The organism is Marixanthomonas ophiurae (assembly GCF_003413745.1).
Classification (GTDB): domain Bacteria; phylum Bacteroidota; class Bacteroidia; order Flavobacteriales; family Flavobacteriaceae; genus Marixanthomonas; species Marixanthomonas ophiurae.
Genome location: NZ_QVID01000001.1, coordinates 460,058 through 475,162, shown reverse-complemented (window position 1 = coordinate 475,162; position 15,105 = coordinate 460,058). Strand labels below are relative to the sequence as shown.

Here is a 15,105-nt window from a genome sequence, read left to right as displayed (position 1 = left end):
GGTAGCTTATTTCTTCGTATTAATCCATTGTGTAACGATATCTTCAATCTCATTGTCTTCACGTAACTGAATAATCTGTAAATCTACTTGTCTTCGCAAAGGACTGTTCAGCGGAAATATAAAACCATAATGTTGCGGTTGAATATTTCGTTTCGTCAGTTCAAAATTCTTCTTCTCTTTGTTGCTAAAAACATATTCCAACGGAACCACATCATATAAAACAGCATCTACTTCTTCATTCAAGAGTAATTTATACGCGTCATTTACATTCTTTACAGGTACTGGGTTTCCACCTACATTGCGCACTTGATTAAGCACCTTATCGTAATTCGGTGTAGCAATCTTTTGTCCTTCTAATTGAGCTAAGCTTTTAATGGTTTTTTCCTGCTGACTAGTAACAGTAAATGTAGTCGCAATACCAGCAACAAAAGAAGTTGCCATTATTAACGAAATAATCATCCAAGCGCCTATTAAAAACCGTCCTGGTATTGTTTTAGGGGCATAATCACCATACCCAACAGTTGTCATAGTTACAATCGCTAGCCAAATTCCGCCGCCAATTCCTTTAATTGGGTGCTTATCATATTCATCGGGGTATTTCCGTCCTTCTAATAACCAAAATAAAGTGCCTACAATAGTTAAGATAACCAATAATAACCCTACTGCGTATAAGAAAGTAGATGATAAAAACGGTTTTAAATGGTCCCAAAAAGTGAGTTCTAATACCGGAGCTAGAATAGCGAGTTCGGTATCATAAAATGGATGTGAAAAACTAACGGTTTCTGCTCGCAGAGAGTTAATAGTAATAGGCCCGATGAGCACATCGATATCACCATTTGTAGTGGCTTGCATGCCTTCTTCGACCGAAGCGTATTTTTTATACGTGTATTGTCTATCGATATTAAAAGCGATTTCTCGCCACAAATCTGAAATAATACCTTCTGGTTTTTCATTATTGATGTAGAAAGGAGCAGAGCCAGCAATACCAACCCGTAATGAGGTAGTGTCTTGTGTTGTTTGCGCTGAAGCGGAAATACCAATGATAAAAAATAAAAAATAGATGGTTCTCTTAATCATAAAGATGAATTGTGTTTATAAAGCTACCGTAAGGTCTGCCATAAAATATAGCGTATTTTTGTCAAAAACAATAACAGAACCTTTTTTAGTACTGAATGAGCGGAATTTACCTACATATCCCTTTTTGCAAACAGGCTTGCCATTATTGCGACTTCCATTTTTCAACTTCGATAAAGAAAAAAGGAGCGATGGTCGATGCGTTGTGTGAAGAATTAATTCTTCGGAAAAAAGAAGTTACTGAAATCGTCCAGACCATTTATTTTGGCGGCGGAACACCGTCGTTGCTTACTTTGGAAGAATTAGAGCAGATTTTTGAAACGATATCAAAGCATTTTATAATAGCTACCGATGCTGAAATCACCCTTGAAGCCAATCCGGACGATTTAACAAAAGACCGAATTGAAACATTAGCGAAGAGTAAGATTAACCGGTTAAGCATTGGCGTTCAATCTTTTTTTGAATCAGATTTAACGCTCATGAACCGCGCCCACAATGAAAAAGAAGCGTTTTTATGTATTGAAGAAGCAAAAAAACATTTCAACAACATAAGTATCGACCTAATTTACGGCATTCCGGGAATGACCAACGAACGGTGGAAGCAGAATTTGGACACTGCTATTTCATTGGATATTCCGCATTTGTCGTGTTATGCCTTAACGGTTGAGCCTAGAACAGCCTTGAAAAAATTTATAGAGAAAGGAATCGTTCCGCCCGTTGAAGATGCCGTTGCGGAAACCCATTACAAAACGTTACTTAAAGAAACCGAAACCGCAGGATTTGAAAACTACGAATTCTCAAATTTTGGAAAACCTGGTTATTATTCCCGAAACAATACGGCTTATTGGCAAGGAAAACCGTATTTGGGTATTGGCCCTTCGGCACACGGTTTTGATGGTAAAATCCGTAGTTGGAATGTTGCCAACAACACCAAATATATACAAGCAATTACCGCTGGAGAACTTCCGCAAGAGCAGGAAACACTTTCCGTAAAAGATCGCTACAACGAATATATTATGACTGGTTTGCGAACCAAATGGGGTGTTTCCTTAGAAAAATTAGAAAATTCCTTCGGAAAAAAATATAAAATATACGCTTTGGAGCAAGCGACTCAGCATTTACAGAAGGATTTGCTATTTATAGAAGAGGATTCACTTAAAGTTTCAAAAAAAGGGAAGTTTTTAAGTGATGGCATTGCGTCCGATTTGTTTTTAACAGATTAATCTCACAATAGAATCGTATATTACATTTTTAAAAACCAAGCATTTGCGAGCTACTTTTAACATAGACGGAGTTTTAAAAACAGTCGATCTTTCTAAGCCTCTAGACCTTTCGATTCCGTTACGGGCTTCAGAAAAAAACCCAGAAGCATGGTATTTACAACCGCCTACAATTGAACCAGTCCAAATGGAAAGTTGGGTAGCGAAGGTTAGCGAAGGCGCTTCGGTGAACTTTAATAACATTGCTTTTAATCCACATGCCCACGGTACACACACCGAATGTGTGGGGCATATTTCAGAAGAATTTCTTTCAGTGAATGAAGCCTTGAAAACGTTCTTTTTTTCGGCGGAAGTAATTTCACTCGTTCCAGAAAAAATAGGGGATGATCAAATAATTCCGGCGTGCGAAATAAAATCGGCTCTTGAAAACAAAAACCCCGAAGCTGTTATCATTAGAACCTTACCGAATACTTCAGAAAAAAAAGAAAAGCAATGGTCAAATACCAATTGGCCGTATTTACACGAAGAGGCTGCGTTGTTGCTTCGTGAAAAAGGAGTGAAGCATCTGTTGATAGACTTGCCTTCAGTTGATAAAGAAAAAGACGAGGGAAAACTGCTAGCACACAAAGCATTTTGGAATTATCCTGAAAGCCCGAGACACGAAGCAACCATAACCGAATTTATTTATGTGCCCAACCAAGTTAAAGACGGCAGTTATTTGCTAAACCTACAAATCGCTTCATTTCATAACGATGCGTCGCCGAGTAAACCGGTTTTATATACTTTTATTTAAATGAAAACAACACTTAAAATTGAGGAGTTTGCCCAATTTATGTTTGGGATCTTCTTGTTCTCGCAATTGGAATTTTCGTGGTGGGTTTTTCCAGCCTTATTGTTAGTGCCCGATATTGGTATGATTGGCTATGCGATTAACACCAAAATAGGAGCGATAACGTATAATTTATTTCATCATAAAGCAATCGCAATCCTATTAATTGTAGTGGGAATGCTTTATTTTGGCGAAATTTGTACCTTAATAGGTGTTATTTTGTTTTCCCATTCAGCGATGGATCGGATTTTTGGGTATGGCTTAAAATATCCAGACAGTTTTAAAAACACACATTTAGGAAGCATAGGAAACAATTAATATGGAATTACTTTTTATAGGTCTGGCTGTTGGAGCTGTAGTGGCGTACTTCATTTTCTCATGGTTTGTGGGCTCTCGAAAAAAAGAGAAAGTACATTCACAATCGGTGGTATTGATGGAGCGTATTCGCAGTGTCTGTAAATTTATTACGGTGGAAGGCGATTTTTCTGAAATTTACCATTACGAAAGCGTAAAGGATAAATGGCTCAACGTGATTTTAGGAAAGAAAAAAGCACTTATTTTAATTGAAGCGAAAGCTCACGTGGGGTTCGACCTTACGAAGATTAATATGAATGCCGACACCAAAAATAAAACAATCACGTTGACCAATTTCCCCCAACCAGAATTGATGACCATTGAAACCGACTTTAAATATTACGACAAACGCGAAGGGTGGGCAAACCCGTTTACGTCATCCGACTTAACCGATATTAACCGCGAAGCCAAACAACACATAGTTGATAAAGTACCAAGTAGTGGTTTGTTACTCGAAGCTTCCAATCAAGCGATGGAAACGATAAAACTGATGGAAAAATTGGTAGAAACCATCAATTGGAAATTGGATTATTCGGCTTTGGAAAGCGATCGCAACGCTCAGGAAAAAATTTCAGAAAGAAGTGAAAAGTAAACTTCCTTTATATGTGCAATTTTTGATTTTCTGTTTGCTAATTGTAAGCGGTTCATTTTCAGTAGCAGCTCAAAACTACGAGCAAGTAGCTGCTACCATTCAGTTATATCCAAAGAGTTTTAACAATCCCGAGCAGCTTTCAAAGTTTATTTCGCGTGATTTCACTTCCGAAGAAGATAAAGTCCGGGCCATTTACACTTGGATTATAAACAATGTGGCTTATGAACCTTCGGAATACAAAAAATTCAACTATAACTTTAAAAATTTTAGAGAGCGAAATCAAAAGGAAGAAGCCACCCGAAAAAAAATAATTGAACGCACCCTACAAAAAGGAATCGCTGTTTGTGAAGGCTATGCCATGCTTTTTGAGCGTTTATGTGAGTTACAGGGAATTGAAAACTATTTGGTGCGTGGTGATACCAAAGCCAGTTTTAATGATATTGGCCGCCCTTTTAAGAAAAACCACATGTGGAATATCGCCACCATTGATGGAGATCAGTATATATTCGACCCCACGTGGGGAGCTGGAAAATACAACGGGAAGTTTATAAAAGAGCCAACGTATTTTTACTACAAAACGCCGCCTAAACTGTTTTTTAAAACGCATTATCCAGCGATTTATGAAGATGCGCTGATAGATACTGTAATTTCAAAAGAAGTGTTTGCGAATATGCCGATTATCATTCCAGAAACGCTACGAAGGGAAGATGTAGAAAAACCGTTGACAGGGATTATTTCTTCGGAAGATGACGATGGGTATATTGATTTTCAAATCCGAAATAGTAATCCTTCAAATATTTCATATTCTTTTGGAAAGGAGCCGATTGCTATTTCAGAAATTAAAAAAGAAGCAAATCTCATTACATTTAAAATTCCCTTGCAATTAGGTGCTTCAACACTTTTAATCTATTTTGACGACCAACCAGCATTAGGCTATAAAATTGATTAGGTATGAACATTGAAGCATTCCGAGAGTATTGTCTGTCAAAAAAAGGTGTAACTGAATCGCTTCCATTTGGTCCAGATGTGTTGGTGTTTAAAGTAATGGACAAAATGTTTGCATTATGCGCTTTGGAAAAAATGCCCGCTACCGCCAACTTAAAATGCGACCCAGAACGCGCCATAGAATTGAGAGCCGAATATGATGGACTTATCACTGCCGGTTATCATATGAGTAAAAAACATTGGAACACCGTCGAATTGGAACGCAACATTCCAGCTGACTTGCTATTAGAATTAATTGATCATTCCTATAATTTGGTAGTGCAAGGATTAACAAAAAAATTACAAGCGGAATTAGAAAAGCTATAAAAAGAAAAATGAAGAAACCCGAATCGTTTTATAAAGAACAAATAACCAAACATACCGAAACCCTTAAAACCCTTAAAAATCAGCTCGCCCTTTCCGGAACGTTTAGATTGTTGGTGTTTCTGGCATTGTGTGCCGGCGTTTATTTCACTTTCGGAAACACAAAGTTTGTTATTGCCATAATTTTAGGTGGCATTGCATTGTTCGTGTTTTTAGTATCCCGACATAGTAATTTACAATACAAACGCGATGTAACGAAAGCCTTGTTTGAAGCCAATAATGTAGAATTGGAGGTCTTGAATAGGGCTTTTCATCATTTACCGGACGGAGAAAAGTATAAAAATCCGGAACATTATTATAGTCAGGATATCGATTTGTTCGGAAGAGGTTCTTTTTATCAATATATCAATAGAACGGCTTTGGAAAGTGGTTCAGACCATTTAGCCCATTTGCTTACCGAAAACGAAATTGAAAATATCCCGAAGAAACAAGAAGCTATTCAAGAATTGGCTAAAAAAGCAACCTGGCGACAGCATTTTTCAGCGGTTGCTTCGTTGGTAAAAACTGAAGTGTCGGCTGCTACTGTTTTAAATTGGTTAGCCAACTACAAATCGTTTGTGCCAAATTGGATAAAAGCGGGTTCCACCGTTTTCTCTATCATTTCATTAGGACTTTTAGTGACCTATTTTTCAGGATTTATTTCGGGTTATATTGTGTTTGGCTGGTTTTTGTTAGGTCTTATCATTAGTGGCCGCTATTTAAAAAAAGTAAACGATTTATCGCAGCATACAGCTAAAATCCAAAGTACGTTTGAGCAGTTTCATAAGTTGTTATTAGAGATTGAAACGGAAGATTTCAGCAGTAGTTTACTTTCAGAAAAAAAGAAAACGGTTGTAAGTGATACCGCAAAAGCTTCTACCATCTTAAAGCAATTTGCAAAGCACCTCGATTCGCTGGATCAACGTAGTAACCTATTGGTGGGTGTTGTGGCTAATGGTTTTATGTTACGTGACCTTCGGCAATCGTACAATATCGAAAAATGGATTTCAGAACATAGTGAACACGTTTCAAAATGGATAGACAGCATTGTTTTTTTCGATGCCTACAACACCTTTGCAAACTATGTTTTTAACCACCCACATCACGTTTTCCCGACTATTGCATCATCAACTACGCAGCTGCAAGCTGATGGTGCTGGGCATCCATTATTAGATCCTGACAAGTTGGTGCGCAATGATTTTAAAATTGCTTCGGAAGAGTTTTTCATCGTCACCGGTGCCAATATGGCTGGGAAAAGTACCTTTTTGCGGACTGTTGCCCTGCAAATTGTGATGGCGAATGTTGGGCTTCCGGTGTGTGCCACAAAATCGACCTACCAACCCATTAAACTCATTACCAGTATGCGAACGACGGATAGTTTAACGGATGACGAATCCTACTTTTTCAGTGAGCTGAAGCGATTAAAATTTATCGTTGAAGAAATAAAAACCGACCGCTATTTTATTATACTGGATGAAATATTAAAAGGCACGAATAGTACGGATAAAGCGATTGGTTCTAAAAAGTTTGTGGAGAAATTAGTAGCTGGAAGTGCCACTGGAATTATTGCAACACACGATTTAAGTTTATGTGAAGTTTCTGAAAGCATCCCGCAAGTAAAAAACTACTTTTTTGATGCCCGAATAGAAGATGATGAATTGTATTTTGATTACACCTTCAAGCCCGGGATTTGTCAAAATATGAACGCTTCTTTTCTATTGAAGAAAATGGAAATTGTTGATTAATGGATTCGTTAACCCAAATTGTATTAGGCGCCGCCGTAGGGGAAGCCACCCTTGGAAAAACCATGGGGAATAAAGCGATGCTGTACGGAGCCATCGCCGGCACCATTCCAGATTTAGATGTGTTATCCAGTAATTTTGTAGATACTGTTACTGCGTTGGAAATTCATCGCGGTTTTACGCATTCCATTGTGTTTTCAATTGTTTTTGGAGGTTTTTTTGCTTGGCTTACTTCGTTATACGAAAAACGAGCTACGTTTAAACAGTGGTATTGGTTGTGGTTTATGTGTTTTATAACCCATCCCTTGCTCGATGCACATACCACTTGGGGAACCCAGCTTTTTTGGCCTTTCGATCTTCGCCTGGCGTATAAAAACATTTTTGTGATCGATCCTTTATATACACTACCCTTTTTAGTGTGCGTGATCTGGGCAGCTTTCCTAAAAAGGGGAACTGAAAACCGACGTAAAATAAATAACGCGGGCATATTAATTAGTAGTGGTTATATGGTAATCACGTTGATTTTAAAAGGAATTACCTATCATAAGTTTACTAACGCCTTAGACGAACAAAACATCGCTTACAAAGCTATTGAAACCAAACCGAGTCCGTTTAACACGATTCTTTGGACGGCCAATGTTGAGGTGGACGATGCTTTTTTAATTGGCGATTACTCTTTTTTTGATAGCAAACCTATCCAATTTTATAGGCATCCTAAAAACCATGCAGCGTTGGGAGATTTAAAGAATGAAAATAAAGTACAGCGTCTCATTGCAATTTCTAACGGATGGTATGCTATTTCAGAAAAGAACAACGTTACCTATTTTAACGATTTACGTTTTGGTTTGTTGAGCGTAGATCCACAAACGGATAAATACGCTTTTAGCTATCAATTACAGCCAACTTTAGGAGGATTGAATGTGATTGAAGAACCTAAAAATAGAGATGATGCTAAAAAATTGTTGGCTGATCTTTGGGAACGGGTAAAGGGAAATTGATTTTCTTTACCAACTACCAACTACCAACTACCAACTACCAACTACCAACTACCAACTACCAACTACCAACTCTGTTTAACAACTCGTATCTGCTACAATTTTCCACTCGCCATTAATTCTTTTAAAAATAATCATAAACACGCCATTGGCATCGCCTACATTTCGTTTTAAAAAGTATTCGCCCATTACCCAATAACTTTCATCACTGATTTTTGAAATATCTTTAATAGTAAAGTTTAACGTACCGGAATGTTCTTTCGTGGGATATCCTTTTTTATAGTTGTCCAGCGTTTGTAGCCAACCTTTGGTGAGTCCGTTGCTACCGTAAAATTTAAGAGAATCGCTTTTCCAATAACCTTGCATAAAACCTTCGAGATCATTATTGCTCCAAGCTTTTTCTTGGGTTTTCATGATCTTTAAAATGGCGGCTTTGTCTTCGGCTTCGGTTTGAGCAAAGGTTGTGGTTAGGGTGAAGAGGATACTTAAAAGAAAAATATTTTTCATAATAATAGTTTCAGAGAAATATAAAGATACACAATTCCCATTTTACTTTTACAATCTGTAATTTTGCAGCTACAAATCCGACAAGTAGGATAGATTTCTTATGGAAAAGTATATTCAGATATTTAAGGATTCATATATTGGGTATTTCAACTATTTGTTAGATGAAATCACCCGTTTTCATTGGGAAAACTATTTCTACGGGCTTATTATCGTTTCGGTAGTCGTTTGGTTATTGGAGCTGCTATTTCCGTGGCGAAAAAACCAGAAAGTATTCCGTAAAGACTTTTGGTTGGATACATTCTATATGTTCTTCAATTTCTTTTTGCTGAACCTGATCGTACTCATTTTCCTTTCAAACACCGCTGAAGCTTTTTTTAATGATTTCCTCGGTTTAATTGGATTGCAAGTTTCAGATTTTGAATTGCTAAACGTAGATGCTTTACCGTATGGATTGGGATTATTGATTTTCTTTTTGGTGTCAGATTTTGTACAATGGAACACCCATAGATTGTTACACCGAGTACCTATACTTTGGAAATTTCACCAAGTCCATCATTCCGTAAAAGAGATGGGTTTCGCAGCTCATTTGCGTTATCACTGGATGGAACCGGTAGTCTATAAATCCATTTTGTACATTCCGTTGGCGATTATTGGCGGCTTTGATATTACCGATGTGGCGATTGTTCATTTTACTGCCTTAACCATTGGTCACCTTAACCATGCGAACTTAGGATGGAACTACGGAATTTTAAAATATGTGCTTAATAACCCGAAGATGCATATATGGCATCACGCTAAAATTTTGCCAAAACATACTAAATACGGTGTTAATTACGGGCTTAGTTTAAGTATTTGGGACTATCTTTTTGAAACAAACCACATTCCGCACGACGGAAGGGATATAGAATTAGGCTTTGATGGTGATGAACACTTTCCTCAAAAATTCATTCATCAAAGTATATATCCTATTAAAACCAAAAAATAACATTGCCCGTATATAAGGGTACAAACACAAAAATTATGAAAATTATACTTAAAGTTGTCACACTGTTACTTATTTCTGTTTCATTGGTAAGTTGCAATTTAACTTCAGCAGCAGGATTGACAAGTCAAGGACAACCAACTAAGAAAGTAGAAGGGGATTTAGTTTCCACTACCGCAAATTCTACAGTAAATTTTGATCATTCAGATTGGGATAGACTCTTAAAAAAGCACGTAAACAGCCAAGGTCTTGTTGACTATAAAGGTTTTAAAAACGACCGTGAAGCGTTAAACAAATACCTTCAAAAATTATCGTCAACAGAACCGAACAACGATTGGAGTGTACAAGAATTATTGGCGTATTACATTAACTTATACAATGCGTATACGGTCGATCTTATATTGAACAATTATCCAACAAAAAGTATTCAGGATATTGATGGTGCTTTTACTAAAGGTTTTATACCAATAGGAGATAGAGAGCTTTCATTGGGAGGTATAGAAAATGGCGTTTTGCGTAAAATGAACGAACCTCGTATTCACTTTGCGATTAACTGTGCTTCAATTTCGTGTCCTCCATTATTAGATGAAGCCTATACGGCTTCAAAAATCAATGAACAATTGGATAGGGTGACCAAAGATTTTATTAATAGTGATAAAAACGAGATTACCGCAAATGATCCAAAACTATCTAAGATTTTCGATTTTTATACAAAGGATTTTAAGTACAGTGGAAAAACAGATGTAATTGGGTATGTAAACCAATATAGTAAAACGGAAATAAACCCAAGGGCGACCTTTAGTTTTAAAGAATACGATTGGAATTTAAATGAACAGAAATAATATTTGTTTGAAGTAAATTAGCCCGGAAAAAACTTCCGGGCTAATTATTTCGTAAGTTTAGCCTATGATCAGTATTGTTATCCCCGTTTTAAACGAAGCGCAATCTATAGCTGTTTTACTCAACCATTTAGTTGAAAATGCTTCAAAAGAATATATATCAGATATTATAATTGTCGATGGTGGCAGTATCGATGGAACACAACAACTAGTAAAAGAAATTGTAGCTGAAAGTGATTTTAGTATTCAATTAATTTCTTCTGAAAAAGGACGTGCTAAACAAATGAACGCAGGAGCGAATGTGGCTTCTGGAAACATTCTTTATTTTTTACACGCCGACTCTTTTCCTCCTAAAAATTACGATGCATTAATACGTTCCGAAGTGGAAAAAGGCAATCCCGCAGGTTGTTTCAGGATGCAGTTTGACAGCAACCATTGGTGGTTGCAATTAGCAAGCTGGTTAACAAAATTTAGTTGGCGCGCATGCCGTGGAGGCGATCAAAGTCAGTTTATTACTCGTGAATTATTTGATGAAATAGGCGGTTATGATGAGCGCTTTATAATTTACGAAGACAATATTCTTATAAACGAACTGTACGAACGTAATAAGTTTATAGTTATCAATAAAAAACTGACTTCCTCAGCACGGTTATACCGCGAAAAAGGCGTTTGGTACATACAATATCATTTCTGGACCATCTACGTTAAAAAGTGGTTCGGAGCCGATGCAAACGAATTGCTGGCGTATTATAACAAACATATTAAGCAAAATAGAAAGGTAAAGGCGACTTCCATAGAATCTCCAAGAGAAGCTTTTGTAGATAAATAATTTTTTAGATTCTTTTTCATTACTCCTTTCAAGATTTCTTCCTGAAAATTTTATGATTTTCTAAACACTGAACTAATTTAGTTGGTTGTATTTTAATAGTTCAAACCAAAAAAACGAACTATGAATATTTTTGAAGCGATAAGAAAAGACCACGATAAACAACGTGAATTGTGTAAACTAGTTACTTCCACATCTGGCGATAGTAAAGGCCGAAAAGAAATGTGGGAAAAACTAAAACACGAACTACAAGTTCACGCAGATGCTGAAGAGCGTACCTTTTACACTCCACTTATTCAAAATGATATGATGCAAGAACATGCGCGACATGGAATAGCAGAACATCATGAAATGGACGAATTAATTGAAAAAATTGACGATACCGATTTAGATTCGCCTGGTTGGTTGGTGCATGCTAAACAACTTTGCGAAAAAGTAGAACACCATTTAGAAGACGAAGAGCATACTTTTTTTCAGCTCGCTGGGAAAGTATTTACCGAGAAGCAAAAAACTTCTATAGCTGAAGAATACTTAAAAGTGATGAAAGAAAAACGATAGTATTATTCGTAAATAGAGTAAAAATATTGTACTACTAATTGTGAAGGCTTGTTTTGAACGGTAAATTGATTGTTCAATCCACCCCCAGATTTATCATGGTCAATAAACCATTTCCATAAAAAGCCACCGGCCATCCATGGTTCTTGCCAAACCTCTTCAAAAAGGGCGGTAAGTAACGTGCCTTGATTATCATGATTTATACTTTTTTGCTCTCTGCCACTGTGCCAAGGTTCTTTTCCGGAAAAGTCTGTGTTTCTGTAACCATATTCAGTAAACAGTATTTTTTTATTGTGTTTTTCTGAAACAGTTTTCATTTCATTCTTCCACTTTTGCCATCCTTTTTTGGCTTCTTGTAATGTTGGGGTTTTTTCTTCTGAAATAGGGAAATAAGCATCTACGCCAATAAAATCTAATTGATTCCAGAAAGGAACCTTAGTGTATTCATCCCAATTAGCAGCATAGGTCAGCTTGCCATTATAGAAACGTTTTATTTCAGAAATTAATTGATTCCAGAATGTTGGACGTCGCATTATAAACTGTTCTAGTTCTGTGCCAATACATAAAATGGGCACATTGGTTTCTTCAGCAAGACGAGCAAAATCGAGTATAAAATTACGGTATGAAGTTTCCAATATTTCCCAATCTTTTTCCGAAGACATAGCAAGATGCCCTGTAAACTCACCTTTTCTAATCCAAATTTGAGGTTTCAGCATAACGTTAATATCATTTTGCTGTAGCTTATTAATGTATTGTTTAGTGCCTTCTATCGTTTCGCCATACCATTGTCGGTCTGTACTGTACAGTAACTCGGGATGATCCAAACTTTCAATAAAGCCAAAAGGCATAACCGCTGCATAATTAGCGTTTATCATTAAAAGTGGAGCTGTGTGTTTAAGTGATACTGAATCACGAGATGCAACAAAACTAATCCCATTTATTTTAGTGTCTTGCGCATGGCTAACTACGATAAAAAATAGAATTAGAACTAACAGGTAATTTTTCATAGAGTGATTGACAACTTTTTCAAAACTGAAAATAGTTTAAAAAATTAGATCGTACTAATTACTTTTGGTTTAATTGCCAGTTGTAGGGATAGTAAGAAACTTTAAAATTTGAAGGAATAATCTTCTCTTTTCGGAATTGATTGATAAAATCCAGCTCACTTTGGCCGTTCTTTTCAAAGTCTTCTTTGTACCATTTAAAAATTTCAGAAATAGAAACTTCATTTTCTGAAACTTTAATGAATAAAGGATTGTTTAATGCTTTTACCGTTTGTTCTTGTAATTGTTTTTCTAAAGTTGAAGGTTTATAGGCTTCAGCAATAATTGGCGGGCATCCTTTTGCGCCACAAACCAAAACAAAATGAAATCTAGGTTCATCAAATTGAGCACGGAGTTTCTTATTCTCTATATCGTTTAAGGTAAGCGATGTTCCGCCTAAATTATATTTTATACTCTCAAAAAAACCGCCTTTATCTAAAGGCGAATCAATTGGGTAGTTATCAATAATTCCTTTTATAACAGCAAGATTGTAAGCATTAATCCAAAAGGCTTGATAGGTTTTTTCTTCAGAAATTGAAACTGAAATGTTTGCAGCTTGGTCTAAAAGACGATTTAATTTTTCAGGATTTTTTTCAACACTTTTATAATCAACTTTTCCGTTGGAAATATAGGTTTTAAAAAATATATCAGCATCATTTAAGAAGGTATCCGTTGACTGTGAAAACCCAGATGATATGTTGAAAAACAGTATAGTTGCAATAAGAAATAAAAAATGTTTCATTATAATAATTTACGCATTTTAAGTCGTCTTGGTTTTAGTAAACCTTACAAATAGCACAAGTTAATTTATCACTTATTTTAATTTGTAATCTGTTTTGCTTGTAATTGCGTACATTTAAGTACGACATAAAAGCAATACTTCTTTTTCTATGGAACATATCGTTATTATTGGAAATGGCATTGCGGGCGTTACGGCAGCCCGACATATCCGAAAAAAATCCGATAAAAAAATCACACTTATTTCTGCGGAAGCAGATTATTTTTTTTCTCGAACGGCTCTTATGTATGTGTATATGGGACATATGCGTTGGTGGGATATTGAACCATACGAAAGCTATTTCTGGAAGAAAAACGATTTAAACCTCAAAAATGCATACGTAGAAAAAGTTGATGCCAATGCTAAAACACTTCATTTTGCTGAAGGAGGTTCAATGCAATACGATAAATTGATTATTGCTTCTGGCTCGACTACCAATACTTTTGGGTGGGAAGGACTCGATTTAAATGGTGTACAAGGTTTGGTAACCAAGCAAGATTTAGAAAAATTAGAAAAAAATGCACCAAACAAAAAAGAGTGCCCAAGTGCGGTTATAGTAGGCGGCGGATTAATAGGCGTAGAAATGGCCGAAATGCTTCGCACCCGTGGAATTGAAGTCACTATGTTAGTTCGTGAAGATGCTTTTTGGACTAGTGCTTTACCAAAACCTGAGGCCGAAATGTTATCACGCCACATTCAGTCGCATGGTGTTAATATCCGTCACGAAACTAATCTCGATAAAATTTTAGGTGATGAAAACGGAAATGTACGTGCTGTTGTTGTAAAAGAAACTGGAGAAGAAATACCATGTAACGTCGTTGGAATTACAACTGGCGTAAAACCTAATATCACATTTTTAAAAGATTCAGGAATTGAAACCGATAAAGGCATTTTAGTAAATCGAAAATTGGAAACTAATATAAAAGACGTCTATGCTATTGGCGATTGTGCCCAACAAAGAGAGCCAATTGGTAACCGTCCACCAGTTGAAGCGGTTTGGTATACCGGCCGCATAATGGGAGAAACGCTAGCGCAAACTATTTGTGGTAACCCTTGGGAATACAAACCTGGTAATTGGTTTAATAGTGCGAAGTTTTTCGATATTGAATACCAAACCTATGGTTGGGTGCAGCCTAAAGACAGACGAAAAGATTTTGAAGCGCAATTTCATTGGAAATGTAAGAGTGATAAACGGGCCGTTACCGTTTCTTATCATAAAGAAACAAATGAGTTTTTGGGAATAAACACTTTCGGAATACGAATGCGTCACGAAGTTTTTGACCGTTGGCTCAATGAAAAGAGAGACGTCAATTATGTGATAAATCATTTAAAACAAGCCAATTTTGATCCTGAATTCTATAGAAAATATGAGAAAAAAATTCTTTCAGCTTATAAAAATCAACAACCTGTAACCGTATAACC

17 protein-coding genes are annotated in these 15,105 nt (G+C 36.4%); 13 read left to right on the top strand and 4 right to left on the bottom strand.

Going from position 1 to position 15,105, the window contains the following annotated elements; translation table 11 throughout:
• Positions 1-6: 6 nt before the first annotated feature.
• Entirely contained in the window at positions 7-1,077 is a 1,071-nt protein-coding gene (locus DZ858_RS02075) for a transporter substrate-binding domain-containing protein (RefSeq protein ID WP_117157915.1), read from the bottom strand.
• Between the two features lie 95 nt (positions 1,078-1,172).
• Here DZ858_RS02075 and hemW point away from each other — a divergent pair, with 95 nt between their 5' ends.
• From hemW to DZ858_RS02035, 8 genes are read left to right on the top strand one after another with little or no spacing between them, the layout of a single operon-like run.
• Positions 1,173-2,297 (top strand): radical SAM family heme chaperone HemW, encoded by a 1,125-nt coding sequence (gene hemW / locus DZ858_RS02070; protein ID WP_117157914.1) that lies wholly within the window; start codon positions 1,173-1,175, stop codon positions 2,295-2,297.
• Positions 2,298-2,340: 43 nt separating this feature from the next.
• A complete protein-coding gene (locus DZ858_RS02065; RefSeq protein WP_117157913.1) occupies positions 2,341-3,087 on the top strand; it encodes a cyclase family protein in 747 nt (248 codons plus the stop codon).
• Positions 3,088-3,441: a DUF4260 domain-containing protein gene (locus DZ858_RS02060; protein ID WP_117157912.1), complete on the top strand. Its 354-nt coding sequence runs from the start codon at positions 3,088-3,090 to the stop codon at positions 3,439-3,441.
• Between the two features lies 1 nt (position 3,442).
• On the top strand, positions 3,443-4,069 hold the full coding sequence (locus tag DZ858_RS02055; protein ID WP_117157911.1) for a DUF4230 domain-containing protein: 627 nt from the start codon (positions 3,443-3,445) through the stop codon (positions 4,067-4,069).
• Complete coding sequence (locus tag DZ858_RS02050) at positions 4,059-5,018, top strand: transglutaminase domain-containing protein (RefSeq protein WP_158548340.1); 960 nt, start codon at positions 4,059-4,061, stop codon at positions 5,016-5,018. Before DZ858_RS02055 ends, DZ858_RS02050 begins: the two co-directional genes overlap by 11 nt.
• Positions 5,019-5,020: 2 nt before the next feature.
• The gene (locus DZ858_RS02045; protein ID WP_117157909.1) at positions 5,021-5,380 is read left to right on the top strand and encodes an MmcQ/YjbR family DNA-binding protein; all 360 of its coding nucleotides are present in this window, start codon (positions 5,021-5,023) and stop codon (positions 5,378-5,380) included.
• 8 nt (positions 5,381-5,388) lie between these two features.
• Positions 5,389-7,161 (top strand): MutS-related protein, encoded by a 1,773-nt coding sequence (locus DZ858_RS02040; RefSeq protein WP_117157908.1) that lies wholly within the window; start codon positions 5,389-5,391, stop codon positions 7,159-7,161.
• Positions 7,161-8,156 (top strand): metal-dependent hydrolase, encoded by a 996-nt coding sequence (locus DZ858_RS02035; RefSeq protein WP_117157907.1) that lies wholly within the window; start codon positions 7,161-7,163, stop codon positions 8,154-8,156. The genes DZ858_RS02040 and DZ858_RS02035 overlap by 1 nt, the downstream gene beginning before the upstream one ends.
• Before the next feature lie 75 nt (positions 8,157-8,231).
• On the opposite strand, the gene DZ858_RS02030 is transcribed toward DZ858_RS02035, so the two are convergent.
• Positions 8,232-8,660, bottom strand: a complete 429-nt coding sequence (locus tag DZ858_RS02030) for a YybH family protein (RefSeq protein WP_117157906.1) — start codon at positions 8,658-8,660, stop codon at positions 8,232-8,234.
• A gap of 100 nt (positions 8,661-8,760) precedes the next feature.
• On the opposite strand from DZ858_RS02030, the gene DZ858_RS02025 reads away from it, so the two are divergent.
• The 4 genes from DZ858_RS02025 (at position 8,761) to DZ858_RS02010 (ending at position 11,865) form a co-directional block, all read left to right on the top strand.
• Entirely contained in the window at positions 8,761-9,645 is an 885-nt protein-coding gene (locus DZ858_RS02025) for a sterol desaturase family protein (RefSeq protein ID WP_117157905.1), read from the top strand.
• A gap of 35 nt (positions 9,646-9,680) precedes the next feature.
• A complete protein-coding gene (locus tag DZ858_RS02020) occupies positions 9,681-10,484 on the top strand; it encodes a DUF547 domain-containing protein (protein WP_117157904.1) in 804 nt (267 codons plus the stop codon).
• Positions 10,485-10,548: 64 nt separating this feature from the next.
• Entirely contained in the window at positions 10,549-11,310 is a 762-nt protein-coding gene (locus DZ858_RS02015) for a TIGR04283 family arsenosugar biosynthesis glycosyltransferase (protein WP_117157903.1), read from the top strand.
• 120 nt (positions 11,311-11,430) lie between these two features.
• A complete protein-coding gene (locus DZ858_RS02010; RefSeq protein ID WP_117157902.1) occupies positions 11,431-11,865 on the top strand; it encodes a hemerythrin domain-containing protein in 435 nt (144 codons plus the stop codon).
• Between the two features lie 2 nt (positions 11,866-11,867).
• Here DZ858_RS02010 and DZ858_RS02005 read toward each other — a convergent pair whose 3' ends face one another.
• Positions 11,868-12,869 (bottom strand): glycoside hydrolase family 113, encoded by a 1,002-nt coding sequence (locus DZ858_RS02005; RefSeq protein WP_117157901.1) that lies wholly within the window; start codon positions 12,867-12,869, stop codon positions 11,868-11,870.
• A gap of 58 nt (positions 12,870-12,927) precedes the next feature.
• Positions 12,928-13,647, bottom strand: a complete 720-nt coding sequence (locus DZ858_RS02000) for a DUF547 domain-containing protein (RefSeq protein WP_117157900.1) — start codon at positions 13,645-13,647, stop codon at positions 12,928-12,930.
• Between the two features lie 148 nt (positions 13,648-13,795).
• On the opposite strand from DZ858_RS02000, the gene DZ858_RS01995 reads away from it, so the two are divergent.
• Positions 13,796-15,103: an NAD(P)/FAD-dependent oxidoreductase gene (locus DZ858_RS01995; RefSeq protein ID WP_117157899.1), complete on the top strand. Its 1,308-nt coding sequence runs from the start codon at positions 13,796-13,798 to the stop codon at positions 15,101-15,103.
• Positions 15,104-15,105: the final 2 nt, after the last annotated feature.